Annotated in this window: 20 protein-coding genes; 10 read left to right on the plus strand and 10 right to left on the minus strand. The window is 68.8% G+C overall.

The features are described from left to right. Nucleotides 1-117: 117 nt before the first annotated feature. Nucleotides 118-1,359, plus strand: coding sequence for a cation:proton antiporter (locus EKG36_RS19295; protein WP_126486906.1), 1,242 nt, complete (start codon nucleotides 118-120; stop codon nucleotides 1,357-1,359). Nucleotides 1,360-1,506: 147 nt separating this feature from the next. Here EKG36_RS19295 and EKG36_RS19305 read toward each other — a convergent pair whose 3' ends face one another. Next, nucleotides 1,507-2,442 carry an AEC family transporter gene (locus EKG36_RS19305; protein ID WP_126486908.1) on the minus strand — a complete coding sequence of 312 codons (936 nt, stop codon included), beginning with the start codon at nucleotides 2,440-2,442 and terminating at the stop codon, nucleotides 1,507-1,509. Nucleotides 2,443-2,727: 285 nt separating this feature from the next. Between EKG36_RS19305 and metF the strand changes: the two genes are divergently transcribed. Beyond that, nucleotides 2,728-3,570, plus strand: a complete 843-nt coding sequence (metF, locus tag EKG36_RS19310; protein WP_126486909.1) for a methylenetetrahydrofolate reductase [NAD(P)H] — start codon at nucleotides 2,728-2,730, stop codon at nucleotides 3,568-3,570. A 76-nt stretch (nucleotides 3,571-3,646) separates the two neighbouring features. Here the strand turns inward: metF and EKG36_RS19315 are convergent, their stop codons facing one another. The 6 genes from EKG36_RS19315 to prlC all read right to left on the minus strand — a co-directional run bounded on the left by EKG36_RS19315 (nucleotide 3,647) and on the right by prlC (nucleotide 11,453). Beyond that, nucleotides 3,647-5,830, minus strand: a complete 2,184-nt coding sequence (locus tag EKG36_RS19315; protein ID WP_126486910.1) for a TRAP transporter permease — start codon at nucleotides 5,828-5,830, stop codon at nucleotides 3,647-3,649. A gap of 82 nt (nucleotides 5,831-5,912) precedes the next feature. Beyond that, nucleotides 5,913-6,890 (minus strand): TAXI family TRAP transporter solute-binding subunit, encoded by a 978-nt coding sequence (locus EKG36_RS19320; RefSeq protein ID WP_126486911.1) that lies wholly within the window; start codon nucleotides 6,888-6,890, stop codon nucleotides 5,913-5,915. Nucleotides 6,891-7,121: 231 nt separating this feature from the next. Then, nucleotides 7,122-8,843 (minus strand): Na/Pi cotransporter family protein, encoded by a 1,722-nt coding sequence (locus EKG36_RS19325; protein WP_126486912.1) that lies wholly within the window; start codon nucleotides 8,841-8,843, stop codon nucleotides 7,122-7,124. After that, nucleotides 8,840-9,082, minus strand: a complete 243-nt coding sequence (locus EKG36_RS19330; protein WP_126486913.1) for a YheV family putative zinc ribbon protein — start codon at nucleotides 9,080-9,082, stop codon at nucleotides 8,840-8,842. Before EKG36_RS19330 ends, EKG36_RS19325 begins: the two co-directional genes overlap by 4 nt. Before the next feature lie 73 nt (nucleotides 9,083-9,155). Next, the gene (locus EKG36_RS21045; protein ID WP_342774461.1) at nucleotides 9,156-9,260 is read right to left on the minus strand and encodes a YheV family putative metal-binding protein; all 105 of its coding nucleotides are present in this window, start codon (nucleotides 9,258-9,260) and stop codon (nucleotides 9,156-9,158) included. Between the two features lie 144 nt (nucleotides 9,261-9,404). After that, nucleotides 9,405-11,453 (minus strand): oligopeptidase A, encoded by a 2,049-nt coding sequence (gene prlC, locus EKG36_RS19335; protein WP_126486914.1) that lies wholly within the window; start codon nucleotides 11,451-11,453, stop codon nucleotides 9,405-9,407. A gap of 111 nt (nucleotides 11,454-11,564) precedes the next feature. On the opposite strand from prlC, the gene EKG36_RS19340 reads away from it, so the two are divergent. From EKG36_RS19340 to EKG36_RS19350, 3 genes are all read left to right on the plus strand, one after another. After that, complete coding sequence (locus EKG36_RS19340; protein WP_126486915.1) at nucleotides 11,565-12,905, plus strand: sodium-dependent transporter; 1,341 nt, start codon at nucleotides 11,565-11,567, stop codon at nucleotides 12,903-12,905. Between the two features lie 15 nt (nucleotides 12,906-12,920). After that, on the plus strand, nucleotides 12,921-13,469 hold the full coding sequence (locus EKG36_RS19345) for a gamma carbonic anhydrase family protein (protein WP_126486916.1): 549 nt from the start codon (nucleotides 12,921-12,923) through the stop codon (nucleotides 13,467-13,469). Nucleotides 13,470-13,545: 76 nt separating this feature from the next. Continuing rightward, on the plus strand, nucleotides 13,546-14,217 hold the full coding sequence (locus tag EKG36_RS19350) for a metal-dependent hydrolase (RefSeq protein ID WP_126486917.1): 672 nt from the start codon (nucleotides 13,546-13,548) through the stop codon (nucleotides 14,215-14,217). On the opposite strand, the gene EKG36_RS19355 is transcribed toward EKG36_RS19350, so the two are convergent. Genes EKG36_RS19355 through EKG36_RS19365 form a run of 3 tightly spaced genes read right to left on the minus strand, consistent with a single transcriptional unit; the run spans nucleotide 14,193 to nucleotide 18,286 of the window. Continuing rightward, on the minus strand, nucleotides 14,193-15,575 hold the full coding sequence (locus tag EKG36_RS19355; protein ID WP_126486918.1) for a sigma-54-dependent transcriptional regulator: 1,383 nt from the start codon (nucleotides 15,573-15,575) through the stop codon (nucleotides 14,193-14,195). The genes EKG36_RS19350 and EKG36_RS19355 overlap by 25 nt on opposite strands. Next, nucleotides 15,568-17,508: a sensor histidine kinase gene (locus EKG36_RS19360; RefSeq protein WP_126486919.1), complete on the minus strand. Its 1,941-nt coding sequence runs from the start codon at nucleotides 17,506-17,508 to the stop codon at nucleotides 15,568-15,570. The genes EKG36_RS19355 and EKG36_RS19360 overlap by 8 nt, the downstream gene beginning before the upstream one ends. 4 nt (nucleotides 17,509-17,512) lie before the next feature. Then, nucleotides 17,513-18,286 carry a GntR family transcriptional regulator gene (locus EKG36_RS19365; RefSeq protein WP_126486920.1) on the minus strand — a complete coding sequence of 258 codons (774 nt, stop codon included), beginning with the start codon at nucleotides 18,284-18,286 and terminating at the stop codon, nucleotides 17,513-17,515. A 307-nt stretch (nucleotides 18,287-18,593) separates the two neighbouring features. On the opposite strand from EKG36_RS19365, the gene EKG36_RS19370 reads away from it, so the two are divergent. From EKG36_RS19370 to EKG36_RS19390, 5 genes are all read left to right on the plus strand, one after another. Continuing rightward, nucleotides 18,594-19,349, plus strand: a complete 756-nt coding sequence (locus EKG36_RS19370; protein WP_126486921.1) for a (Fe-S)-binding protein — start codon at nucleotides 18,594-18,596, stop codon at nucleotides 19,347-19,349. After that, nucleotides 19,346-20,782 carry a LutB/LldF family L-lactate oxidation iron-sulfur protein gene (locus tag EKG36_RS19375; protein ID WP_126486922.1) on the plus strand — a complete coding sequence of 479 codons (1,437 nt, stop codon included), beginning with the start codon at nucleotides 19,346-19,348 and terminating at the stop codon, nucleotides 20,780-20,782. The genes EKG36_RS19370 and EKG36_RS19375 overlap by 4 nt, the downstream gene beginning before the upstream one ends. Continuing rightward, a complete protein-coding gene (locus tag EKG36_RS19380) occupies nucleotides 20,779-21,447 on the plus strand; it encodes a LutC/YkgG family protein (RefSeq protein ID WP_126486923.1) in 669 nt (222 codons plus the stop codon). The genes EKG36_RS19375 and EKG36_RS19380 overlap by 4 nt, the downstream gene beginning before the upstream one ends. Nucleotides 21,448-21,464: 17 nt before the next feature. Continuing rightward, nucleotides 21,465-24,308, plus strand: a complete 2,844-nt coding sequence (locus EKG36_RS19385) for an FAD-binding and (Fe-S)-binding domain-containing protein (RefSeq protein ID WP_126486924.1) — start codon at nucleotides 21,465-21,467, stop codon at nucleotides 24,306-24,308. Between the two features lie 161 nt (nucleotides 24,309-24,469). After that, on the plus strand, nucleotides 24,470-26,203 hold the full coding sequence (locus EKG36_RS19390; RefSeq protein WP_126486925.1) for a hypothetical protein: 1,734 nt from the start codon (nucleotides 24,470-24,472) through the stop codon (nucleotides 26,201-26,203). Nucleotides 26,204-26,369 lie beyond the last annotated feature (166 nt).

A 26,369-nucleotide genomic window follows, 5' to 3' on the forward strand; every position in this document is an offset into this window, starting at 1 on the left:
GCGAGCTCGTCAGGAGCCCGTTGCCTGTCCTCTCAGGCATCCCCGGCCTATAGTGGGAACAGCGCCGCCGGCCGGCCTCGCCGCGGTAGCCCCTCACGCCTGGCACAAGGACGGCCCATGCTGGATCTGGTCGCGATCATCGTCACCCTCACCGCGGCACTGGCCTGGCTCAACCAGCGCTTCATCCGCCTGCCGACCACCATTGGGGTAATGGCCATTGCCCTGCTGCTGTCCTGGGGGCTGCAGGGGCTGGCCTGGCTGGGGCTGCCGGGGCTCGAGGATCGGGCCGCCGGCTGGGTGGCGCGCTTCGACTTCAACGAGCTGGTCATGGAGGGCCTGCTGTCGCTGCTGCTGTTCGCCGGCGCGCTGCATATCGACCTGGACCGCCTCAAGCGCTATCGCTGGTCGATCGGCTTCCTGGCCACCCTGGGGGTGGTGATCTCGACGCTGGTCATCGGCGCGGCGATCTATGGCCTGCTGCGGGTCGCCGGCGTCGAGCTGTCCTGGTTGTACTGCCTGGTCTTCGGCGCCCTGATCTCGCCCACCGACCCCATCGCCGTGCTGGGCATCCTGCGCAAGGCCGGGGCGCCGGTGGACCTGGAGCTGCGTATCGTCGGCGAGTCGCTGTTCAACGACGGGGTGGCCGTGGTGGTGTTCACCCTGCTGCTGGGTGCCGCCGCGGGCGGCGAGGCGCTCACCCCGGGACACGCCGGGGCCCTCTTCCTGCAGGAGGCCGGCGGCGGCATTGCCTTGGGCCTGGCGGTGGGGGCGGTGGCCTATGCCCTGATGCGCAGCATCGACGAGTACCGCATCGAGGTGCTGATCTCCCTGGCCGTGGTGCTGGGCGGCTATGCCTTGGCCCTGCAGCTGCACGTCTCCGGCCCCATCGCCATGGTGGTCGCCGGCCTGCTGGTCGGCAACAAGGCCCGCGAGAGCGCCATGTCGGAGACCACCCGGGCGCAGCTCGATGCCTTCTGGGAGCTGATCGACGAGCTGCTCAACGCCCTGCTGTTCGTGCTGCTCGGTCTCGAGGTGCTGCTGATCCCGTTCGCCGGGTGGCAGCTGTGGGTGGCCGCCGCGGTGATCGCGGTGCTGCTCGGCGTGCGGCTGGTGACCACCGGACTGCCGGTGATGCTGCTGCGCGAGACGCTGGGCTTTCGCCGGGGCTCGGCGCGGATCCTGACCTGGGGGGGCCTGCGCGGCGGCATCTCGGTGGCCCTGGCGCTGGCCATCCCCAGCGGAGAGGCCCGGGATGTGCTGCTGACCATCACCTACCTGATCGTGCTGTTCTCGATCCTCGTCCAGGGGCTGACGATCGGCCGGCTGGTTGCCTGGCTGCTGGCGCGCGAGGGAGCCTAGGCAAGGTCCGACAAGTGTCTGCGCTCGGCAATACGGCGTTAACAATCGGCTTAAAGTGCTCATTTACACCCTGTAAACCCCGCCTTTTCACCAATTTTTGCCTTGTCTAGCCTTCGCTCGCCGACTTCTCAGACAATGCCTGGCCGCTCAGCCGAGGCCCGCCAGGCCGGCGAGGCTCGTCAGGTAGAGCGGGATCAGCAGCGGCGCTGCCAGCGTGGTGAGCAGCACCGCCAGCGCGCCCTTCTCGGGGGCGATGCCGAGCTCCATGGCCACTACCACCACGTTGGCGGCCATGGGCACCACGCCGATCAGCAAGAGCGCCATGGCGAGCTCCGGCGAGATGCCCAGGGTGGCCTGCAGTCCCAGCACGACCCCCAGGGCCAGCAGTGGCCATAGGCCGTAGCGCACCGCCACGCAGGCACCGATAAAGCGCCAGTCCAGCTGACGGATGGTCACCCGGCCCAGCGTCATGCCGATGATCATCATGCCGAGCAGGGTATAGGTGGGCGGAAAGACCTCGAGGCCCTCCATGATGGCCGCCGGCACCGTCAGCCCGGCGGCCTCGACCAGCAGCGCCGCCAGGAAGGCGTAGATCAGCGGCAGGCGCAGGATCTTGGCGAGGCTCTGGCGCACCGAGAAGCGTCCCCGGGCGCTCAGGTAGAAGCCCAGGGTGAACTCGTAGAGGGTCACCCCCAGCACCCCGAACAGGTAGAGGGTCACCCCCGACGGGGGCAGCAGCACCAGGGCCACCGGCAGGCCGAAGTAGCCGGTATTGCCGGTGCCCGCCGAGAAGGCCAGCACGGCGCTCTCCTCGCCGGGCAACGCCCGCCGGGCCAGTCGGCTGACCAGCAGGGCAACCAGGCTGGCCGCGCCGAACAGCGCCCCGGTGATCAGCAGGTAGGCCGGTGTGGGGCCGCCCAGGGTCAGACCGCGGAAGAAGGTCAGCGGCGCGATCAGGTAGATCAGCAGGGTAGCGATGGGGCGGGGGTCCACCGCCAGGTGGCGGGCGGCCAGCCAGCCCAGGCCGACGAAGGCCAGCAGCGTCCACAGCGGGCCCATCAGGGTGGCGGGATCGAGGCTCATGCATCACGTCCATGTGGAGACAGGGTCCCTATCTTGCCTGGCTCCCCGCGGCCTGTCAGTCCGTCGGGGGCAGGGGCGGCCTGGAGTCCTTTTAGCACGTCTGGTTATACTGGATTCGCTTCTTATATGAGAGAAATCGATGCAGCCTGACGAAACTTTCATTGGTCGCCCTGCCCCCGAATCGTCACAATGGCGACACCTTCTCGCATCGCCCGGCCGGCGCCGGGCGTCTGCGCAACCTGACACCGCGTGTCCGAGGCGACGCGAACCACGAGGACCGGATCGATGAGTGCACACGAGCATCCGCTGGGTATCAGCTTCGAATTCTTCCCGCCCAACACCGACGCCGGGCGCGACAAGCTGATGCGTACCCGCGATGCCCTGGCCCGTCGCCAGCCACGGTTCTTCTCCGTCACCTACGGCGCCGGTGGCTCCACCCAGCATCGCACCCTCAACACCGTGCAGGCCGTACGCGAGTCCGGCATCACCACCGCGCCGCACCTGTCCTGCATCGGCAGCGAGAAGGCGGTGCTGCGGGACCTGCTGGCCCAGTACCGGGAGCAGGGGATCGACAGCCTGGTGGCCCTGCGCGGCGACCTGCCCTCCGGCATGGGCGGCATCGGCGAGCTGCGCTATGCCAACGAACTGGTCGAGTTCATTCGCGAGGAGACCGGCGACCACTTCGAGATCGCCGTGGCGGCCTACCCGGAGTCCCATCCCCAGGCCCCCAGCCTCGATCGTGACGTGGAAAACTTCGCCCGCAAGATGAAGGCCGGGGCGAACCTCGCCATCACCCAGTACTTCTTCACCGCCGACGCCTACTTCCATTTCGTCGAGCGGGCCCGCGTCCTGGGTGTCGAGGCGCCGATCGTGCCCGGCATCATGCCGATCACCAACTACACCAAGCTGGCGCGCTTCTCCGATGCCTGCGGCGCCGAGATCCCGCGCTGGATCCGCAAGCAGCTCGAGGCCTACGGCGACGACAGCCAGGCCATCGCCGACTTCGGCGAGGACGTGATCTCGCGACTCTGCCAGCGCCTGCTCGACGGCGGGGCGCCGGGCCTGCACTTCTATACGCTGAACCAGGCCGAGCCGACCCTCAAGGTGCTGGATAATATTCGCGCCTGACGCCGCTCGGTATGCCACACAAAGAAGGGCCCCGCCATCCGGCGGGGCCCGTTGCGTGGTGCGTGACGGTGAGGCGTCAGCCGGAGGTCACCGGCTGGGCGCCGCCGCCGTTGCGGCCGCGCTGGTACAGGAACAATGCCGCGCCGATGGCCAGGCCGGCCACGTCGCTGTAGATGCCGCCGTAGATCATGCACAGCGCGCCGGCCAGCATCACCAGGCGCTGCCAGGCTTTCACCGGCCCGAAGAACCAGGCCTGGACAGTGGCCGCCAGCAGCACGATGCCCAGGGTGGCGGTCACGCCGACCCGCAGGATCTGCAGCCAGGAGCCCTCCATCAGCATTGCCGGACTGTAGAAGAACATGAAGGGCACGATGAAGGCCGCCAGGCCGATCTTGAACGAGGCCACCGAGGTCTTCATGGCGTTGTCGCCGGAGATGCCCGCCGCGGCATAGGAGGCCAGGGCCACCGGCGGGGTGATCGCCGAGACCACCGCGAAATAGAACACGAAGAAATGCGCCACCAGCGGTTGGATGCCGATCTCGATCAGTCCTGGGGCGACCACCGAGGCGGCTACCGCATAGGCGGCCGTAGTCGGCATGCCCATGCCCAGCAGGATGCTGATGCACATGGCGAAGAACAGTGCCAGCAGCTGGCTGACCCCGGCCAGGCCGAGCAGCAGCGAGGAAAAGCGCGCACCGACCCCGGTCAGGGCGATGACGCCGACGATCAGGCCGGCGCAGGCGCACACGGCGATGATCTGGATCGCCATGGTGCCGGCCAGCTGCAGGGCGCGGAGGATCGCGGGGATGCCCATCTTGTGCGGGGAGAACCAGCTCACCACGGCCGCGGAGGCGGTGGCCAGGGTACCGGCACGGATCACCGAATAGCCCATGAACAGGGCGGCGATCAGGATGATGATGGGCGCGAACAGGTAGACCTGCTTGACCAGCTTGGAAAACAGCGGGATCTCTTCCTTGCGCATGCCGCGCATGCCCTTGCGGGCCGCCTCGAAGTCGACCATGCAGTAGATCGACAGGAAATAGAGGATGGCGGGGATCAGCGCCGCCACGGCGATCTCGGTATAGGGGATGCCGGTGACCTCGGCCATGATGAAGGCGCCGGCGCCCATGATCGGCGGCATGATCTGCCCGCCGGTGGAAGCCGCGGCCTCGATGGCCCCGGCGCTGCGGGCCGGGTAGCCGACCTTCTTCATCAGCGGGATGGTCAGCGAACCGGTGGAGACCACATTGCCGGCGCTGGTGCCATTGATCATGCCCATCAGGCCGGAGGCGAAGATCGACACCTTGGCGGGACCGCCCCGCGCCCGGCCGGCGGCGGCGAAGGCGAAGTTGACGAAGTAGTCACCGACCTTCGAGGCCTGCAGGAAGGCGGCGAAGATGATGAACAGGATGATGTAGGTCGAGGACACGGCGGTGGTCGGGCCGAGCACCCCGGCGTCGGTGTAGACCTGGCTGAAGAAGCGGCCGACCGACAGCCCCGGGTAGCCGAGAAAGCCGGGCAGGTAGGGGCCGGCAAACACATACCCCAGGAAGATGGCGGAGATGATCACCAGGGCCAGGCCGGCGACGCGGCGGGTCAGCTCGAGGATCAGCGCGGCACCGGCGATGGCCGCGTAGGAGATGCCCATGGGGGCGAAGGGAGTGCCGGTGGAGGCGCGCAGCGGGCTGTTGAACATCACCAGCAGATAGCCGGCGCTGGCGACGGCGCAGACCATCAGCACCAGGTCCGCCGGGGACAGGCGGTGGCGGTACTGGCGGTAGCTCCAGGACAGCAGGATGGCCGCCGTGGTGGCCAGCATCAGCGGGTAGCCGAAGTGGAAGGCCTCGATGTACGGCTCGATGCGCATGGCGCCGTCGCTCATGGCCTGCTGCATCAAGAAGACCTGGACCAGGGCGTAACCCGCCGGGATCAGCAGGGCATAGCTCAGCCACGCCAGCCAGGCGGGCGAGGGCTTGTGGCGGTCGTCGGCGAAGCGGGTGCCGGCATAGAAGCCGTACCCCAGGATGAGGGCGCCGCAGATGTGCACGATGCGAAACGACCAGGTCTCCATCGGATAGAGGTTGAGCGATACCAGATGGAAGCTGGAATAGGCGATGGCCAGGGCTCCGAACAGCAGCCACTGCCAGCCGGAATAGAGGCGACGGTTGGATTCCACCGCCTCATCATCGACGCCCTCGGCGTTGACGGGACGGATGTCCTCATCAGCGGCGTCGTGACGGGGAGCGTGATCTTGGGACATGGGAGTCACCCTTGGGTAAGGGACGGGCGTGCAGGGGGCGATCCCGCGCCGGGGCAGCGCGGGATCGCGGGCGGTCAACGGTTCAGCGCTTCAGGTCGGCGGGAATCTCGTAGCCGTTTTCCTCGTACCAGCGCACGGCGCCCGGATGGAACGGCAGCACGGTGTTGTACTTGATGTTCTCCGGTACGCTGAATGCGGCGCTGCGGTGGATGTCGCGCATCTTGTCGTTGTTTTCCATGCTCAGCTTGGTGATTTCGTAGGCGAAGTCCTCCGGCAGGTCGCAGCCGGCGATGGTGAAGTTCCACATGGACACGGCCTGGGCGTCCTCCTCGAGGGTCTGGTAGGTGCTGGCCGGGATCTGGAAGGCGGAGACCGGGAAGGCATCGATGACCTGCTGGCGCTCCTCCTCGGTGAACTCGATGATGTTGACGTCGGTCTGGACCTCAAGCTGGCTCACCGCCGGTACCGGAATGCCGGCGGCGAAGGCGATGACGTCGATCAGGCCGTCCTGAAGCTGGCCGCCCAGGTCGTTCCAGCCGCCGTTGCGACGCTCGAAGTCCACGCCCAGCTCCTCGAGGATGGCCGGGAAGTAGGTGTCGGAGGTGGAGGCCGCCGGGCCGAAGCCGATGGTCGCGCCGTCCGGGATGTCCTCGATCGACTCGATATCGCTGGAGGACAGGGCGGTGATGGAGAAGGGCGTCTCGTACATCGGGAAGAGCGCACAGACGTTGTCCATGGGCACGCCGGGCGCCAGCGGGCTCTTGCCGGCCAGTGCCTCGGCGGCTGGCCCCATGGTGGTCAGGCCCAGGGCCAGGTCTCCGGTGTGCACCAGCGCCAGGTTCTGGTTGGGGCCGCCGGTGACTTCGCCGCCACCGGAGAGGCCCAGCTCGTCGGCCACCAGGTTGGCCCAGCCGGAGCCGTAGACGAAGTAGGTGCCGCCCTGGCTGGCGGTGCCCACGGTGAAGCTCTCCGGCCAGTCGCTGCGATCGGCCTGGGCGCTGCCGGCCACCAGCAGAGCGCTGGCCAGAGTGCCGGTGAGGAGCCGGGTGGTAGTGGTCATGGCGTTTCTCCCGTTCAGTTTATGGTTGTGCTCGGCCGGCCCAGAGGGAATCGAGCCCGCCGTCGTTCGACACCCTGACTTTGAGCAAGGGGCGTTCCATAACGGGGAAAGTCATTTGTTTTCAGAAGGATGAAAGCTCTGTCTGCGACCAAGGTCGAAAGGTCGATGAGCGCGGTCGTCCGGGGATCCGCACACCGGCAAGCCTCTACTGTGCGGAAATCCGCACACTTCTCAGTCGACGCTCTGCGGGGGAGTGAGGGCGGCCATCAGGCGACTGGCCTGGTGCAGGTCGTTCATCAGCGAGGAGGCCAGCCAGGCATCCAGTTGCTGGTGGCGCAGGCGGTCGGCGAGCTCGTGCTGCCAGTGGCGGCGGGTCTCCTCGACCGCCTGGCCCACCTGACCGGCCTCGGGGGCGTTGGCTAGCCGATTGAGTCCCTCCGCCACCGCCATGCGCAGGTCGTCATGGGCCTCGCGCAGCGGGCTCGCGGGGTCGGCATGGCGCAGCAGGCTGCGCTGCAGCACCTCGCCGAAGCGTACCGCCTCGACCAGGCGCAGGCTGCGCTGGTAGAGGGCCTCTAGCCGGGCTTCCTGGTCCTCGGTCAACGGCACGTCGATGCGGGCATAGAAGTCGAGGATTTCCGCCAGCAGCGGCTTGATGCGCGCATGGTAGCGCGCGTTCACCGAGGGCCAGGCGTCGGTGTCGATCGCTGTCCGGGCCACGGCACGGTCCGGCGGATGGCCGATCACCTCGGCGCTGGGCATGAGGATGGCCGCGCACAACAGATGATAGGCGCGCCGCTCGAGGCGCCGGGCCTCCTGCTCCATGGCGGCGACCGCGGTATCCGCGTGCTCCAGGGCGGTGGCGTCCAGGTAGCGGGCCTCGCCCGGGGCCTGGCGCCGTGGCTCGGGGATCAGGCGCTCCAGCAGAGCAGCCAGGCGCGGGATCACGGGCAGCATCAGCAGGATGCCCAGACCGTTGAAGAGCGTGTGGAAGAGCGCCAGCTTGAGGGGCCAGGCGCTCTCGGCCAGGCCGATCCACCCGCCCAGCGTCTCCACCAGGCTGGCCAGCGGCAGCAGCAGGGCCAGGGCCACGCAGGCGGTGACCAGATTGAAGATCAGGTGGGCGCCGGCGAGGCGGCGGCCGGCACTGCCGGCGCCCAGGGCACCCATCAGCGCGGTCACGGTGGTGCCGATGTTGGCGCCGATGGCGATGGCCAGGGCCGGCAGGTAGGGCAGCTGGCCCGAGGCCAGGGCGGTGAGGATGATCAACAGGGTGGCATGGCTGGACTGCATGACCACCGTGGCGGCGACGCCGAACAGCACGAACAGTGGCCAGTGCCAGAAGCGCGTCCCGGCCAGGCCGTCCAGCGACAGGCCGTCCTGCCAGGTCTGGAAACCGAGCTTCATGAAGTCGATGCCGAGGAACAGCAGTCCGACACCCAGCAGCAGGCCGGCGAGGCCGGCCCGGCTGCCCTGCAGCAGCCGGCTGCCGATCAGCCCGACCGCCAGCAGCGGCATGGCGTAGTGGGCCAGGTCGACCTTCAGCCCCAGCCCGGCGATCAGCCAGGCGCCGGTGGTCGTGCCCAGGTTGGCGCCGAAGATCAAGGCGATGGCCCCGGGCAGGGCGACGAGGCCCGCGCCCACGAAGGACATGGCCAGCAGGGTGACCAGCGAGCTCGACTGCACCAGGGCCGTGGTCAGGGCGCCGACGCCGATGGCCTGCAGCGGGCGGCGGGTGGCGGCGTGCAGCCAGCGGTCCAGGGTGCCGCCGGAGAGGCGCTTGATGGCCCTCTCCAGGTGGCTCATGCCCCACAGGAACAGGCCCAGGCCGGCGGCCAGGGTGGCCAGGTCGAGCCGCGCCACCAGGACCGCGGCGCCCGCCGCCAGGCCCAGTAGCTCGAGCACGCGCCGGGAGGGCACCAGGGGCCCGGCCGTCGCGAGACCCGGGATCATGCTCTGGGGTCGAGGATCTTCACGGTCTGCAGGTCGTCGCGGTGTGGTTCCTCGCGCTCGCGATTGACCCGGGTCTCGAGTTCGGGCGGGGCCTCGTCCTCGATGGGCAGCTGCTCGAAGAAGTCACAGCTGACGCAGTCCCGGTAGCGAACGCCGTGCTGCTCCCAGGCACGGATGCGATCCATCTCGGCACAGCGGGGACAGATGGCACCGGCGATAAAGCGTTTCTGGATGGCCATAGGGGCTCCTGTAAGGGAGGGGGCCGCCGGGGCGGCGTATGTGCATGTCGGGCGGCACGGATGCGATGCGGTTTCATCTCTCGGCACAGCGGGGACAGATGGCACCGGCGATAAAGCGTTTCTGGATGGCCATAGGGGCTCCTGAAGGGAGGGGGCCGCCGGGGCGGCGTATGTGCATGTCGGGCGGCACGGATGCGATGCGGTCATCTCTCGGCACAGCGGGGACAGATGGCACCGGCGATAAAGCGTTTCTGGATGGCCATAGGGGCTCCTGAAAAGGACCGCCGGGGCGGGCCCGGCGACAGGATCTCGCGCGGCGGGCTCAGGCCGCGCGGATGCCACTGTGGCGCAGCAACGGCTCGACGCTGGGCTCGCGGCCGCGGAAGGCGCGGAACAGCTCGGCGGCGTCCCGGGAGCCGCCGCGCTCGAGGATCTCGGTGCGGAAGCGACGACCGGTCTCGGGATCGAAGATACCGGCCTCCTCGAAAGCGCTCCAGGCATCCGCGGAGAGCACCTCGGCCCACTTGTAACTGTAGTAACCCGCCGCGTAGCCGCCGGCGAAGATATGCCCGAAGCCGTTCTGGAAGCGGTTGAAGTCGGCCCGCGGCACCACCGAGACGCCGTCGCGGATCTCGTCCAGCAGGGCCTGGATGTCGGCGGCGGAGGGCGCCGCGGCCTCCAGGTGCAGGCGGAAGTCGAACAGCGAGAACTCCAGCTGGCGCACCATGCCCATGGCCGACTGGAAGTTCTTGGCCGCCAGCAGCTTCTCGAACAGCGCCTCGGGCAGGGGCTCGCCAGTGTCGACGTGACCGGCGATCAGGTCCAGGCCCTCGCGCTCCCAGCAGAAGTTCTCCATGAACTGGCTGGGCAGCTCCACGGCGTCCCAGGCCACGCCGTTGATGCCGGAGATGTCGGCAACGGTCTGTCGGGTCAGCATGTGGTGCAGGCCGTGGCCGAACTCGTGGAAGAGGGTGGTGACCTCGTCATGGGTCAGCAGGGCGGGGCGCTCGCCCACCGGCCGGGTGAAGTTGCAGGTCAGGTAGGCCACCGGCAGCTGCAGCTCGCCGGCCTCCAGGCGGCGGACCCGGCACTCGTCCATCCAGGCGCCGCCGCGCTTGCCCTCCCGGGCATAGAGGTCCAGGTAGAAACCGGCGATGGGTGCGCCGTCCTCCATGATGCGGAAGTAGCGGACGTCGGGATGGTAGCGCGGCGCCGTGCTGTCTTCCTCGAAGGTCACCCCGTAGAGGCGCTCGACCACCCGGAACAGGCCGTCTACCACCCGCGGGGCGGGGAAATAGGGGCGCAGCTGCTCGTCGGAGATGGCGTAGCGGGCCTCGCGAAGCTTCTCGCTGGCGTAGCCCACGTCCCAGGGCGCAAGAGCGTCCATGCCCAACTCGTCGCGGGCGAAGGCGGCGAGCTCAGCATATTCGTCCCGGGCCTGGGGCACGGCGCGCTCGGCCAGGTCCTCGAGGAAGGTGATCACCTGGCGGGGCGACTCGGCCATCTTGGTGGCCAGCGAGTAGTCGGCATAGGTGGTGAAGCCCAGCAGCTCGGCGAGCTCCCGGCGCAGGGCCAGGGTCTCCTCCATGATCGGGGCGTTATCGAACTTCCCGGCGTCGGGGCCCTGATCGGAGGCCCGGGTGACGAAGGCGGTGTAGACCTCGCGGCGCAGCGCGCGGTCGTCAGCGTAGGTCATCACCGGGAAGAAGCTGGGGAAGTCCAGGGTGATGCGGTAGCCCTCGCGGCCCTTGGCCTCGGCATTGGCCTTGAGGGTCGCCAGGGCACTCTCAGGCAGGCCAGCCAGGCGGCCGGCATCGTCGAGGTCCAGCTGCCAGGCCTGGGTGGCGTCCAGCAACTGGTTGGAGAAGGTATTGGCGAGGCTCGACAGGCGGGCCTTGATCTCACCGTAGCGCTGCTTCTGTGCGGGCGGCAGGTCGACCCCGGCGAGGCGGAAGTCACGCAGGGCATTGTCCACCGTGCGGCGCTGTGCCTCGTCGAGCGCGGCCCAGGCCGGGCCGTCCTTCAGCGCCTGCCAGGCACGGAACAGGCCTTCGTGCTGCCCGAGCCAGGTGCTGTACTCGGAGAGCAGGCCGAGGCTCGTCTCGTAGGCCCCGCGCAGGGCCTCGTTGTTCATGGTGCCGTTGAGGTGCGAGACCGGCGACCAGGCCCGGGACAGGCGGTCATTGAGAGCCTCCAGGGGCGCTGCCAGGCTCTCCCAGGTGGGGGCCTCGCGCTCGGCGTGGGCCACCAGGTCCTCGATGGCACGGCGATTCTCCGCCAGCAGCGTCTCGATGGCTGGCACCACCTGCTCGGGCCTGATCTCGGCGAAGGGGGGCAGCGAGTGGGAGTCGAGCAGTGGATTCGCGGACATGCGCACCTCGGATCGTGATGGGAAACATGCCTTAGATGCGGGCGGCCCGGGCAGGTTTCAATGTGCTAGGCTTGCGCCCCTTTGCAACGCAACGACCGCCCGGAGAGAGCGATGAACGAGACCCTGGAGCGCTGGAGCAGCCGACGCGCCTTTATCCTGGCCGTGACCGGTGCCGCAGTGGGGTTGGGCAACATCTGGCGCTTCCCCTATATTACCGGCGAAAACGGTGGTGCCGCCTTCCTGCTCCTCTATGTGGCCTTCGTGGTGCTGCTGGGTCTACCGGTGATGATGGCCGAGATACTGATCGGTCGCGCCGGTCGGCGCAGTCCCATGCAGTCCCTCGGCCATCTGGCCAGCCAGGCCGGCCGCAGTCCGCACTGGCGCTGGCTGGGGTTGTTCGGGGCCTTCACGGTGTTCTGCATCCTCTCCTTCTACTCGGTGGTCTCGGGCTGGTCCATCGAGTTCCTGGTCGCCGCGGTCAACGGCGACTTCGTCGGCAAGAGCGCCGCGGAGATCGGCGCCGGCTTCGATGCCTTCCTCGGCGATCCCGGGCGCATGACCTTCAACCATACCCTCTTCCTGGCCATGACCATGATGGTGGTGGCCGCGGGGGTGGCCAAGGGCCTGGAGCGGCTCAATAACCTGCTGATGCCGCTGCTCTACCTGCTGCTGCTGGTGCTGGCCGGTCACGCCGCCACCACCAGCGGCTTCGGCCAGGCGCTCGCCTGGCTGTTCACGCCGGACCTGTCGGCGGTCACGCCGACGGTGTTGATCGCCGCCATGGGGCATGCCTTCTTCACGCTGGCGGTGGGGGCTTGCGCGCTGATGGCCTATGGCGCCTACATGCCGGACCACCAGAGCCTGCCCCGGGCGGCGGCCGGTGTCGCTGTGCTCGACGTGACCGTGGCACTGCTGGCCGGCATCGCCATCTTCTCGGTGGTCTTCGCCCAGGGCATGGACCCCGGTGAGGGCCCCGGCCTGATGTTCGTGACCCTGCCGGTGGCCTTCGCCGACCTGCCCTTCGGGGCCCTGTGGCTGTCGCTGTTCTTCCTGCTGCTGCTGCTGGCCACCTGGACGTCCTCGATCAACCTCGCCGAGCCGATGGTCGCCACTCTCCAGGGCTGGGGTCTCGGCCGTGGCCAGGCCTCGGCCGTGGTGGGCATCGCCGTCTGGCTGCTGGGCCTGTTGTCGGTGCTGTCCTTCTCGACGCTGTCCGAGGTGCGGGTGCTGTTCGGGATGAATGTCTTCGGTCTGGTCAGTACCATCCCGCCGGAGATCTTCCTGCCGGTGGGCGGGCTGCTCATCGCGATCTTCGCCGCCTGGGTGCTGCCTGAGCATGTCGCCCTGCGTGCCCTGGATGCCGGGCCCAACGGCTTTCGCCTGTGGCGGTTCCTGGTGCGCTGGGTGTCGATCCCGCTGACGCTGGTAGTATTGGCTTCGGGACTGATCTGACAAGCGAGGTGCAAGATGACTGATTCGACGGCCCTCCGGCCCTGGAAGGGCGTGACCCCGCAGCTGGGCGCGCGGGTCTACATCGACCCCGCCAGCCTGGTGCTGGGCGATGTGGTGCTCGGTGATGACAGCTCGGTCTGGCCGATGGCGGTGATCCGCGGCGACATGCACCGCATCCGCATCGGCGCGCGGGTCAGCGTCCAGGACGGCAGCGTGCTGCATATCACCCATGCCAGCGACTTCAACCCCGACGGTTTCCCGCTGACCATCGGCGATGACGTGACCATCGGCCACAAGGCGATCCTGCACGGGGCCACCCTGGGCAGCCGTATCCTGGTGGGCATGGGCGCCATCGTCATGGACGGCGCGGTGGTCGAGGACGAGGTGATCATCGCCGCGGGGGCAGTGGTGACCCCAGGCAAGCACCTGGCCGGCGGGCACGTCTATGCCGGCAACCCGGCCAAGGCGCTGCGGCCGATCAAGGACAAGGAGCGCGCCTTCTTCCCCTACACCGCCGGCAATTATGTAAAGTTGAAGGACGAGTACCTCGCGGCCCGGGCTTGAGCCGCCGAGCGATTGTTCGATCATGCCATTCGGGGCGATAATATGGACATTTGTCCAGTTGTTGGAGGCGCCCGGGATGGCCGATTTCCGTACCCATATCAGTGCCGCCGCGGGAGGCGGCGTGCTCTTGGCCCTGGCCGGCTGGCAGGCCGAGCTGTGGACTCCCGGTCAGGCCCTGCCGCTGGCGGTGATGGTCGCCTTCGGCGGCGTCCTGCCGGACATCGATTCCGACCACTCCCATGCCGTGCGGCTGATCTTCAGTGTGATGGCCGTGCTGGTCGTGGTGGCCGGGGCACTGTTGCTGAGTCCCTGGCTGAACCTGGGGGCACTGCTGGTGGCCTGCGGTGGTCTCTACGTCGGGGTGCGCTACGTCCTCAGCCCGCTCTTCAAGCACTTCTCCGTGCATCGCGGCATCTGGCACTCGCTGCTGGCCGCGGGGCTGTGCGGGCTGGCTACCAGCGCAGGCAGCTACCGCCTGCTGGAGCTGGAGGCCGGGCTGGCCTGGGCCCAGGGGCTGGCGCTGGTGCTGGGCTGCTGCATCCACCTGCTGCTCGACGAACTGTACAGCGTCGATCTCACCGGGGCGCGGATCAAGCGTTCCTTCGGCAGCGCCTTCAAGCTGTTCGCCTACCGTGAGCCGCTGAACTCCGGCGTCATGCTGCTGCTGGCGGTCGCCCTCACGCCCTGGCTGCCCCCTTGGGGCTCCCTGGGGGAGCTGCTGGCTCAGGGCTCGACGCTCTGGCGGTAGTCCTCGGCCTTGAGGCCGTGCTTTCTGAGCTTGTCGTAGAGGGTCTTGCGGGGCAGTCCCAGGCCTTCGCAGACCTCGCTGACCCGTCCCTGGTGGCGGGCCAGGGCCTGGCTGATCAATCCCTTCTCGAACAACTCCACCTGCTGGGGCAGCGGCAGCTCGCCGCCGTCGCTCTCCACGCCCGCCAGCAGGGTCTCCAGCCGGTAGTCGCAGGTCACCCCGAGCAGCACGTAGCGCTCCGCCAGGTTGCGCAGCTCGCGCACGTTGCCCGGCCAGTCGTGGGCCATCAGCGCCGAGGTGCCGGCGGCATCCAGAGGCGGTGCCTCAAGGCCGCTGCGGTTGGCGGCGAGCACCGCGAAGTGCTGGAACAGCAGCGGGATGTCCTCGCGGCGCTCGCGTAGCGGGGGGATCGGCAGGGTCACCACGTTGAGCCGGTAGTAGAGGTCCTCGCGGAAGTCCCCGGCCTCCGCCGCGGCCTTGAGGTCTACCTTGGTGGCGGCGATCACCCGGATATCCAGCGGCACAGGCTGGTTCGAGCCCAGCCGCTCGATGGTACGCTCCTGGAGTACCCGCAGCAGCTTGACCTGCAGGGCCAGCGGCATCGACTCGATCTCGTCGAGGAACACCGTGCCGCCCTCGGCGTGCTCGAACTTGCCGATGCGCCGCTCCACGGCGCCCGTGAAGGCCCCCTTCTCGTGGCCGAAGAGCTCCGACTCGATGGTGCTCTCCGGCACCGCGCCACAGTTGATGGCAACGAAGGGGCGGCCGCCCCGAGGGCTGCGCTCGTGGATGGCACGGGCGACCAGGTCCTTGCCGGCACCGGTCTCGCCGAACAGCAGCACGTCGGTTTCGACCTGGCTGATGCGCTGGACCATCGACGCCAGCTTCTGGATCGCCGGCGTACGCCCCACCAGGCGCGGCCCCGGGGCCGCCTGCTGGGCCTCCAGCTCGGCCTTGAGGGTGCGGTTCTCGAGGCTCAGCCGGCGCTTCTCGGTGCCGCGGCGCACCACCTCGACCAGCCGCTCCCCGGCGAAGGGCTTCTCCAGGAAGTCCCAGGCGCCCTCGCGCATGGCTTCAACGGCGGTGGAGATATCGCCATGGCCGGTGATCAGTACCACCGGCAGGTCCGGGTCGCGGCTGCGCACCTCGCGCAGCAGGGCCATGCCGTCCATGCCGGGCATGCGGATGTCACTGACCACCACGCCGGGGAAGTCTGGCGTCAGCGCGGTCAGGGCGGCCTCGGCGCTCTCGAAGGCCAGGGGCGCATAGCCGGCCAGCTCCAGGGTCTGGCCGGCGGTGATGCGCAGGTGGGCCTCGTCGTCGATGATCATCACCGGAGGGGCCGGGGACTCATGCATGGTGTGACTGCTCCTTGGTTCGCGCCCGGTCGCCATCCGGGCCAGTGTCCCGGGGAAGGGTAATGGTGAAGCGGGCGCCGCCGCCAGGGGCGTTGCGGGCCTCGAGGCGTCCGCCGAGGTCATCGATGATGCGGCCGGAGATCGATAGCCCCAGCCCCAGTCCACTGCCGGTGGATTTGGTGGTGAAGAAGGGCTCGAAGATCCTGGCGAGATGGTCCTCGGGGATGCCCGGGCCGTTGTCCGCCACCTCGATGCTCACCCGTTCCGGTGTGGTCTCGATAGCCAGGGTCAGGCACGGGGACGGCGATTCCGCCAGGGCCTGGAGGGCATTGCCGATCAGGTTGACCAATACCTGCTCGAGGCGTACCGGGTCGGCGCGCACCCAGGCCGTCGTCTCGGGCCAGCGGCGCTCGATGGTGATCTCGCCCTCGTTGAGGCGGGCCTGGAAGAGGCGCAGGGCATAGTCGAAGCAGGACTGCACCGAGACCGCGGTGAGAGTGTCGCCGCTCTTGCGGGAGAATTGTCTCAGCTGGGCGCTGATCTCGGCCATGCGCTCGGTGAGCTCGACGATCTGGCCGAGGTTGGCGTCGGCAGACTCGGCCCGGCTGCGAGCGATGAAGGCGCGGGCATTCTCGGCGTAGGCGCGGATCGCCGCCAGTGGCTGATTGAGCTCGTGGTTGATGCCGGCGGCGAGCTGACCCAGCACGGCGAGCTTGGCGGCCTGGACCAGCTCGTCACGGGTTTCCCTGAGGCTCTGCTCGGCGCGGCGACGCTCCTCGATCTCGTCGGACAGGCGACGGTTGGTGGCCACCAGGTCGCGGGTGCGGTTGGCCACGTTGCGTTCCAGTTCGTCACGTGCCCGGGCCAGGGTCAGGCGCTCGCGCTCGGCGAAGCGCTCGCGCTCGGCGAAGCGCTCGCGTTCCCGGCGCAGGCGCAGGCGCTGCCAGCCGATCCCGCCCCCCAGGACCATCAGGCCATAGAAGCCGCCGGCCAGCGATGCCGAGACCCACTGGGCACTGGATACCGGGGTGAGGGGCTTGAGGATGTGCATCTGCCAGTCGAAGGCCGGCATGGGGCGGGTCAGGCTGAGGTAGTGCTGTCCCGCCAGGGGGCCGCGGGCGAAGGTCACCAGGCGAGTGCGCTCGTCGCGATGTTCGAGCGGACGCAGGCCGGTGGGGGGTAGTGGCTCGTCGGCATAGCGCCGCGAGGCCCGCAGGGTCACGCGCTGCGCCTCGCCGAGCGGTTCCAGAGCGGTCAGGCGCAGCGCCGGCTGGCTGGCCAGGAAGACCACGCCGTCGCGGTCGGTGACCAGCAATTCGGCATCCTGCTCGGCCCAGCTGCCCTCCACGGCCGTGAGCAGCACCTTGACTACCATTACCCCGTCGGGGCGGGCATCCGGGGCCGTCTCGTCCAGCCAGACCGGTGCCGAGAAGTAGTAGCCGCGTTCCCGGGACTGGACCCCCAGTCCGAAGAAGCGGCCATTGCGGCCGGCGATGGCCTCCTGGTAGTAGCGCCGGTAGCGGTAGTTCTGGCCGATGAAGGTGTCGGGGCGATGCCAGTTGCTGGCGGCCAGGGTGTTGGCGTCGCGGTCGAGCAGGTAGATGTCCGAGACGCCGGCGGTGGCCCGGAAGCGATCGAGCAGGCGGTTCAGTGGCATCGGATCCTGGCTGTCCGGCGACGCCAGGAACCGCTTGACCGTCTCCCGGGTGGCCAGCACTTCCGGCAGGTAGTCGTGACGCGACAGGTGGCCGGTCAAGCCGGCGGCCGACAGGCGCAGTTCGTTCTCGGCGTCCTGGCGCAGGCTCTGCAGGGCCTGCTCCCGGGCTACCTGGGCGGTCTGCCACATGCACAGGGCGAGCCCGGCGAGGCCCAGCCCCCACAGCAGCAAACGGGCCAGGCGGCGATGCTTCGAGGCAGTCGCGGGGTGGGGCATGGACTCAGTGGCTCGCCGTGGGCATCGCCTGGGCGCGACGCAGGGAGCGCTGCGCACGGGTCTCGGCGCGTGCCGCCTCGAGCAGGCCTTCCTCCACGTAGACCAGGTGCTCGTGGGCCCGGCTGCGGGCCTCCTCGGCACGGCCCTGGAGGATGGCGTCGAGCAGGGCGCGGTGCTGGGCCATCAGGTTCTTGCGGGCATCGGGCTTGCCGAACAAGTGCTCGAGATTTTCGACGATGCTCTTTTCCAGCAGATGGAAGATGCCGCGGATGGTGTGCAGCAGCATGACGTTGTGGGCGGCCTCGGCGATGGCCAGGTGGAAGGCGGCATCGGCCTTGGCTTCCCGGGCCGGGTCCTGCTCGTCAAAGCGCGCCTCCAGCTCCTCGAAGCGCTCGATCAGCACCGCCTTGTCGGTAGGGGTGGCACGCAGGGCGGCATAGTAGGCGGACAGGCCCTCCATGGCATCACGGAATTCCAGCAGGTCCAGGTGGAACTCGCCGTGACGGGACAGCATCTCCAGCAACGGGTCGCTGTAACCGCTGTGCAGGTCCTCGGTGATGAAGGTGCCGCCCCCCTGGCGGCTGCTCAGCAGGCCGCGGGCGGCGAGCTTCTGGATCGCCTCGCGCAACGATGGACGTGACACGCCGAAGCGCTCGGCGAGTTCGCGCTCCGGTGGCAGCCGTTGGCCGGGCTTTAGGCTACCCTCGAGAATCAGAGCCTCGAGGCGCTCGGTGATGACATCGGCCAGGCGCGGCTGGCGGAGGGTTTGATAGGACATGGTGGCGCTTCCTGGGCACGGGATCTCGGTTTCCATGATAGCGCCGATGAATTGGTATTACCAATATATCGTGTTGCCGGCGGATCGGGCATTGTTCGCCATTTCAGCAGGTTGGCGCTCTGTTCTGTCAGTCGTAGACCAAAGTCTAATCATCCTGAGGCGCTTCTGGGCGCCCGGTATTTGACAGTTACAGTGCCGCCCCATACTGTGCGGTGATATTGATCTGTAAATTGGTTTTACCAATTTACAATCGCCCAGGCTCATCATGACAGCGCCCGCCACCCGGCCGGCGCCGAGGACCCTGACCATGACGCCCGTCAAGCTCTACCCCGCCAGGCCCGACAAGGTGTACTTCTATGGCACCTGTCTGGTTGACCTCTTCTTCCCCCAGGCCGGCCTCGACGGCATCCGCCTGCTGGAGCGGGAAGGCATCGAGGTGATCTTCCCCGAGGACCAGACCTGCTGCGGCCAGCCGGCCTACACCTCGGGCTACCAGGACGAGGCCCGGGCCGTCGCCGCGGCCCAGCTGGACCTCTTCCCCGAGCCCTGGCCGATCATCGTGCCCTCCGGCTCCTGCGGCGGCATGATGCGGGTCCACTACCCCGACCTGTTCGCCGGTACCGATCGGGAGGCGCCGGCCAGGGAGATCGCCGGCCGGGTGTTCGAGCTGACCGAGTTCCTGGTGCATGTCTGCCACCTGCGCCTTGATGACCGTGGAGCCCCCGAGAAGGTGGCCATGCATACCTCCTGCAGCGCCCGGCGCGAGATGGGGCTGGCCGAGACCGGCCCGGCATTGCTCGGCCGTCTCGAGGGCGTGGAGCTGGTGGAGCAGGCCCGGCCCGCCGAGTGCTGCGGCTTCGGCGGCACCTTCGCGGTGCGTCACCCGGAGGTGTCGGCGGCCATGGTCGAAGACAAGAGCCGGGCCATCGAGGCGGCCGGCGCCGAGCACTTCGTCACTTCGGACTGTGGTTGCCTGATGAACATCGACGGGCGCCTCGAGCACCGCCAGAGTGCCGTGCGCGGCGAGCATATCGCCAGCTACCTGTGGCGGAGGACATCATGAGTGTACAGACCTTCACCCCCGCTGCCTTCCATCGCCAGGCCCATGAGGCCCTGGAGAACCCCCAGATCCGGGCCAACTTCCGCAAGGCCATGGATGGCCTGATGAGCAAGCGCCGGGACAGCTTCGGCGAATGGGACCTGGAGACGCTGCGCGAGCTGGGGGCCAATATCCGCCTGCGGGCCCTGGCCAGGCTGCCTGACCTGCTGGAGCAGCTCGAGGCCAACTGCCAGGCCAACGGCATCCGCGTCCACTGGGCCGAGGACGGAGAGCACGCCTGCCGTATCATCCGCGAGCTCTGCGAGGCCCGCGAGGCAAAATCGGTGATCAAGGGCAAGTCGATGGTCTCCGAGGAAATGCATCTCAACGCCCATCTGGAGGCGGCCGGCATCGAGGCGCTGGAGTCCGACCTCGGCGAGTACCTGGTGCAGCTCAACGAGCAGACGCCCTCGCATATCATCATGCCGGCGATCCATCTCAATACCGACGAGATCGCGGACATCATGCACGACAAGACCGGCATCGAGCGCACCCGGGATGTCGATGCCATGACCGCAGCGGCCCGCCTGCAACTGCGCGAACGCTTCATGGCCGCCGACGTGGGGGTCTCCGGCGTGAACTTCGCGGTGGCCGAGACCGGCACCCTGTGCCTGGTGGAGAACGAGGGCAACGGTCGCATGACCACCACGGTGCCGCCGGTGCACATCGCCGTGACCGGCATCGAGAAGGTCGTTGAACACCTGCGCGACGTGGCGCCCCTCTACTCGCTGCTCACCCGTTCGGCCACGGGCCAGCACGTCACCACCTACTTCAACATGATCAGCGGGCCGCGCCGGGCCGGCGAGCACGATGGTCCGGAGGAAGTCCACCTGGTGCTGGTCGATAACGGCCGCTCCGGCATCTACCAGGACGACCAGCTGCTCGACACCCTGCGCTGCATCCGCTGCGGGGCCTGCATGAACCATTGCCCGGTGTACACCCGGGTCGGCGGGCACACCTACGGCACCACCTACCCCGGTCCCATCGGCAGCATTCTGATGCCCCACCTCGAGGGCCTGGAGTCGACCAAGGACCTGCCCACTGCCTCGAGCCTGTGCGGGGCCTGCGGCGAGGTCTGTCCGGTGAAGATCCCGATCCCCGACCTGCTGGTGCGGCTGCGCCGGGAGGCGGTTGGCGAGGGGCGCGGCAACGTGCGTGGCGCCGGCGCCAAGCGCTCGCGCAAGGAGCTGGCGGCCTGGAAGGGGTGGCAGTGGCTGGCGACCCATCCGGGGGTCTGGCGCAGCGGCACTGCCCTGGCCGGCAGGTTGCGTGGCTTGACGCCTGCCCACCTGGGGCCCTGGACCGACTATCGCGCGGCGCCCAAGCCGGCGAAGACCACCCTGCACGGCCTGCTCAAGCAGCGCCGAGCCCAGGCGGCAGAGGAGAAGGACGCATGAGTGCCCGCGAGACCATTCTGAAGCGACTGCGTGAGCGGGCCGACGGTCCCCTGGAGGCACCGGAGAGCGACTTCGCCGTGGTCACCGGGCGCGGCTGGACGGCGCAGGAGCGCCTCGCGCGGTTCGAGCGCTGGATCACCTCCGTGCATGGCGAAGTGATCCACGCGTCCCGGGACGGCTGGACCGAGGCCCTCGCTGGCGTGCTCCGCGACAAGGGCGTGCAACGGCTGGCGCTGGGGCACGAACACCCGGTGGCGGCAGCGGCGCGCACGGCCCTGGCCGGGACCGGCATCGAGCTGGTGGCCGTCGACCGGGACATCGAGAGCTGGCAGCGTGAGCAGTTCGAGAGCGTGGACGCCGCGCTGACCTCGACCGGTGGCGGTATCGCCGAGACCGGCAGCCTCTGGCTTTGGCCCACCCCGGACGAACCGCGCCTGCTGAGCCTGGTGCCGCCGATTCATATCGCCGTGCTGGATGCCGAGACTCTCGAGGACACCCTCTTTGACGTGATGGTCGCTCATGACTGGGCAGCGGGCATGCCCACCAACGCCCTGCTGATCTCGGGGCCGAGCAAGACGGCCGACATCGAGCAGACCCTGGCCTACGGTGTCCACGGCCCGCGTGAACTTATCATCCTCGTCCGCCACGCCGGCACCGCGACGTGAGACACGGGAGCGACGGCATGACGGAGGCGAGCCCCTGGCGCGACCTGAAGGCGGCGCTTTCGGCGTCGATACCCGCCGAGCGGCTGATCGATGATCCGCTGCGCACCCTGGCCTACGGCACCGATGCCAGCTTCTACCGACTGATCCCGGGGCTCGTGGTGCGCCCCGAGAGCGAGGCGGAGCTGCAGCGGACGCTGGCGGAATGCCGGGCGCGACGGCTGCCGGTGACCTTTCGCGCTGCCGGTACCTCGCTGTCCGGCCAGGCGGTGACCGACTCGGTGCTGATCCAGTTCGGCCGCGGCTGGCGGGATCATGTGGTGCTCGACGACGGGCGGGCGATCCGCCTGCAGCCCGGGGTCATCGGGGCCCGGGCCAACCAGCTGCTGGCCCCCTTCGGGCGCAAGATCGGGCCCGATCCGGCCTCGATCGCCAGCTGCATGGTCGGCGGCATCGCCGCCAACAACGCCTCGGGGATGTGCTGCGGCACCGCCCAGAACAGCTACCGCACGGTGCGCGACATCCGCGTGATCCTGGCCGACGGTAGCCGGCTCGACACCGCCGATGCCGAGAGCGTCGCCGACTTCCGGGCTTCCCACGGCGAGCTGCTGGCCGGACTCGAGCGCCTCGCCGCCCAGACCCGGGGCAATGAGGCCCTCGCCGAGAAAATCCGCCACAAGTACCGGCTCAAGAACACCACCGGCTACGCCCTCAACAGCCTGGTCGACTTCACGGATGGCATCGAGATCCTCAAGCACCTGATGATCGGCTCCGAGGGCACCCTGGGCTTCATCAGCGCCATCACCTACGACACCGTGGTCGACGAGCCCCTCAAGGCCGCGGCCCTGGCCTTCTTCCCCGACATGGGCACGACCTGCCGCGCGACCATCGCGCTCAAGCAGGCGCCGGTCTCCGCGGTGGAGCTGATGGACCGCGCCGCGCTGCGCTCGGTGCAGGACCAGCCGGGCATGCCGGTGGTGCTGAAGACGCTGCCCGAGGGGGCGGCGGCGCTGCTGATCGACGTGCGTGGCAACGCCGAGGCCGAGCTCGAGGCGCGCATGCAGGCGGTACAGGCGACCCTCGAGGGCATCCAGGCCCTCGAGCCGGTCACCTTCACCCGCGAGGCCGACACCTACGCCCTCTACTGGAAGATCCGCAAGGGGCTGTTCCCGGCGGTGGGGGCGGTGCGCGAGATCGGCACCACGGTGATCATCGAGGACGTGGCCTTCCCCATCGAGCGGCTCGACGAGGGCGTGCTGGCGCTGACCGACATCTTCCATCGTCACGGCTACCGCGACGCCATCCTGTTCGGCCACGCCCTGGAGGGGAACCTGCACTTCGTCTTTCCCCAGGGGTTCGAGAAGTCCGGCGAGGTGGGGCGCTATCAGGCGCTGATGGACGAGGTGGCCGAGCTGGTCGGCGTGGAGTACGGCGGCTCGCTCAAGGCCGAGCACGGCACTGGGCGCAACATGGCGCCTTACGTGGAGCTGGAGTGGGGGCCCGACGCCTATGCGCTGATGTGGGAGATCAAGGCGCTCTTCGATCCCGGCAACCTGCTCAATCCAGAGGTGATCCTCAGCCGCAACCCGACCCTGCACCTGGAGAACCTCAAGCCCCTGCCGGAGGCCGATGAGATCGTCGACAAGTGCATCGAGTGTGGCTTCTGCGAGGCGGTCTGCCCGTCGAAGGACCTGACCCTCACCCCGCGCCAGCGCATCGTCATCGCCCGGGAACTGGCAAGGCTCGAGGCGCTGGGCGCCTCGCGCAGCGCCGAGGACGAGACGCGTCTGGCCACCCTGCGCGAGGATTATCGCTATGTGGGTGACGAGACCTGCGCCGCCGATGGCCTCTGCTCTACCCAGTGCCCGGTGGGCATCAATACCGGCGACCTGGTACGCGGGATGCGCCACGAACGGGCCGCCGGCACGGCCGGAGTCGCGCGGCGCATCGGGCGCCACTTCTCGGGCGCGACCCGGGTGGCCCGGGGCGGGCTCAACGCGGCCGGCGCGGCCAGGAGCCTGCTCGGCACCGACCTGATGGCCAAGGCCAGCACCGGGGCGCGCCGCCTGAGCGGCGACCGCCTGCCCCAGTGGAGTCCGGCGCTGCCCAGGGCGGCGTCGATTCGGGTGCTCGACCGCGTGTCGTCGGGTGATGCCTCCCGGGACAAGGTGGTCTACCTGCCCTCCTGTGCCACCCGCATCTTCGGCGCCGACCATGACGACACGGAGCGGCGCTCGGTGATGGAGATCACCCTGGCACTGCTCGACAAGGCGGGCTTCGAGGTCATCCTCCCGGAGATGATCGGCCATCTTTGCTGTGGCATGGCCTTCCAGTCCAAGGGGCAGTTCGAGGAGGCGACCCACAAGGGACGCGAGCTCAATCGCGAGCTGCTGGTGGCGAGCCACAACGGCCGCTATCCGGTGCTCTGCGACACCAGCCCCTGTACCCTGCAGATGCGCGAGCACCTCGATGAGCGACTCGAGATGCTGGAGCCGGTCGCCTTCGCCCACGATCACCTGCTGCCGCGGCTCGCCGTCACCCCGCTGGACGAGCGGGTCGCCGTGCATGTGACCTGCTCGAGCACCCGCATGGGGCTCGCCGACAAGTTCGTCGGCCTGGCCAGGGCTTGCGCCCGGGAAGTGGTGGTGCCGGCAGAGATCACCTGCTGCGGCTTCGCCGGTGACAAGGGCTTCACCACGCCGGAGCTCAATGCCTCCGCGCTGGCGGGACTGGCCGACCAGGTGGCCGACTGCAGCGCCGGCTACTCCAACTCGCGCACCTGCGAGATCGGCCTGACCGAGCACGGCGGCATCCCCTACCGCTCGATCCTCGCGCTGCTCGACCGGGCCAGCGCCGCGCCGTGAGCGTCCCTCCCGGCGGCGGGCGCGCTCCGGGAGCGTCGCCCTGTGCTCCTCCGCTACTCCGCCGCTCTCGGGCGCGCCCCTTCTATACCGTTTTCGGCTAAAGTATTACCTCTCGTCGCATGGGTGCGACAGAGAGTGATACTTACGTAGGGAGACTTCGAGTGGTAGTTCAAGCAATCCGGAGGGCGTCCGGTCATGCGGTGCTTCGCCCCCATCGTCTGCTGGTCGGCGCCGCCGGCCTGGTCCTGCTGACCGGCTGCGTCGAGGAAGAGACGCGCTTCGTCTCGGCCCCCGAGGCCACGTTCGGTAGCGATATCGCCGGCGAGCTCACCTCGTCGAGCCTCGTCAACCTCAACAACGGCACCCGCTACTCGGCACACTGGCTATGTGCCGGCGCCACTGCTGGCCAAGGCCAGTCCTATGCCCTCGAGGCCCCCTTTGCGGCCGAGCTGTCCGCCTTCGATTCCCAGGGGCAGTGGCTGGGCAGCGCCCGGGGCGGCCCCGAAGCCGGGCCGCTGACCCTGCTGGCAGCGCCGGCGGACGACGCCTGCATGCTGGTGGTGGTCAACGGGCGTGGCCAGGACGCCTTCGGTCCCTATCGCCTCGGCGCCGAGCCGATCGGGACCCAGGACGAGCTGGTGCCGGGGCGTGCGTTGACCGGGCGCCTGGACGGGGACGCGACCGAGTATCCCATTCGCCTCGACGGGCCGGCGCTGCTCTCCCTGTCGCTGAGCGGCGTCGATGACCTCGGCCTGCAGCTGGAGGGCAGCGGCGTCTCGCAGTCGGCCCACGCCTGTGCGACCGGCGAGCTGCGTCTCGAGGCCTATCTGGATGCCGGGGACTATCGCGTCCGCCTGCGCCCCGACCATGCCCCCGCCGTCGGCGGAGAGGCGAGCTGTCCCAGCCGCGTACTCGGTACCGGAGAGGTCTATCGCCTGATGGCCGAGCGCCGTGATCTGGCCGACGGCTGGCGCAACGGCGGTCCCCTGCGTAATGGCGACAGCGTCAGTGGCACCCTCAAGGGGGCCGCGCCGAATGCCTATAGCCTGCACCTCGACGGGCCCTCCGAGATCAGCCTGTCGCTGCGCTCGCGGGCCTTCGATACCGTGCTGCGGGTCACCGGGGAAGGCACCGACATCGCCAATGACGACGATGGCAATGGCACCGACTCGCGTCTCGATACCGTGCTGATGGCCGGCGACTATCGGGTGGAGGTCGACAGCTATGGCGAGGGCGACGGCGACTATGCCCTCGAGCTGACCCGCCGGGACTTCGACGGCGAGTTCCGCAACGAGGGCGCGCTGGCCCTCGGCGAGAGCCTGCGCGGCCAGTTGACCGGTCTCAGCGAGAGCCGTTATCGCCTGGCGATCGACGAACCGGTCGAAGTGCGGCTGGCGCTGGACTCCCAGGACTTCGACCCGATGCTGCGCCTGCACGGCAATGGCCTGGACCTGAGCGACGACGACAGCGGCGGTGATCGCAACGCCCTGATCACCACCATCCTGCAGCCCGGCGAGTATGTCCTCGAGGCGCAGAGCTACAGCGGCAGCGGCATCTACCGCCTGCGGACCGAAGGGCAGGCCTTCGAGGGGCGCACCAGCGACGGCGGCGAAGTGCGTCCCGGCGAGACCGTCTACGGCAATCTCGGCGGCGGCAGCCTGGCCTATGAGCTGGTGATCGACGAGGCGCGCCCCGTGGTGGTCGAGGCCACCTCGGCGGCGGTGGATACCATGCTGCGGCTGTCGGGGCGCGGCGTCGACGCCCAGAACGACGATGCCGGCGACCTGGGGCTCGGGTCTCGGATCACTCAGCACCTCGAGCCCGGTACCTACCGGGTCGAGGTGAATAGCTTCGGTAGCGGGACCGGCATGGTGCGCCTCGAGATCGGCGGCTGATGTCGGCGGGAGCGCCGCCAGGCGGTGCTCCCCGAATCTTTTTCCCCGCAGGGCTTGCGCCACCCCCGGAGAATCCGTAAAGTACGCATCCGCTGCCGGCGACGGGCAACGTTGCAGGCGGTGATGAGTGGCAGAAGTGCTTGTTTCTTCGAGGGTTTTTTGAAAA

It is taken from the genome of Halomonas nitroreducens, from assembly GCF_003966155.1.
In the GTDB taxonomy this organism is placed as follows: domain Bacteria; phylum Pseudomonadota; class Gammaproteobacteria; order Pseudomonadales; family Halomonadaceae; genus Halomonas; species Halomonas nitroreducens.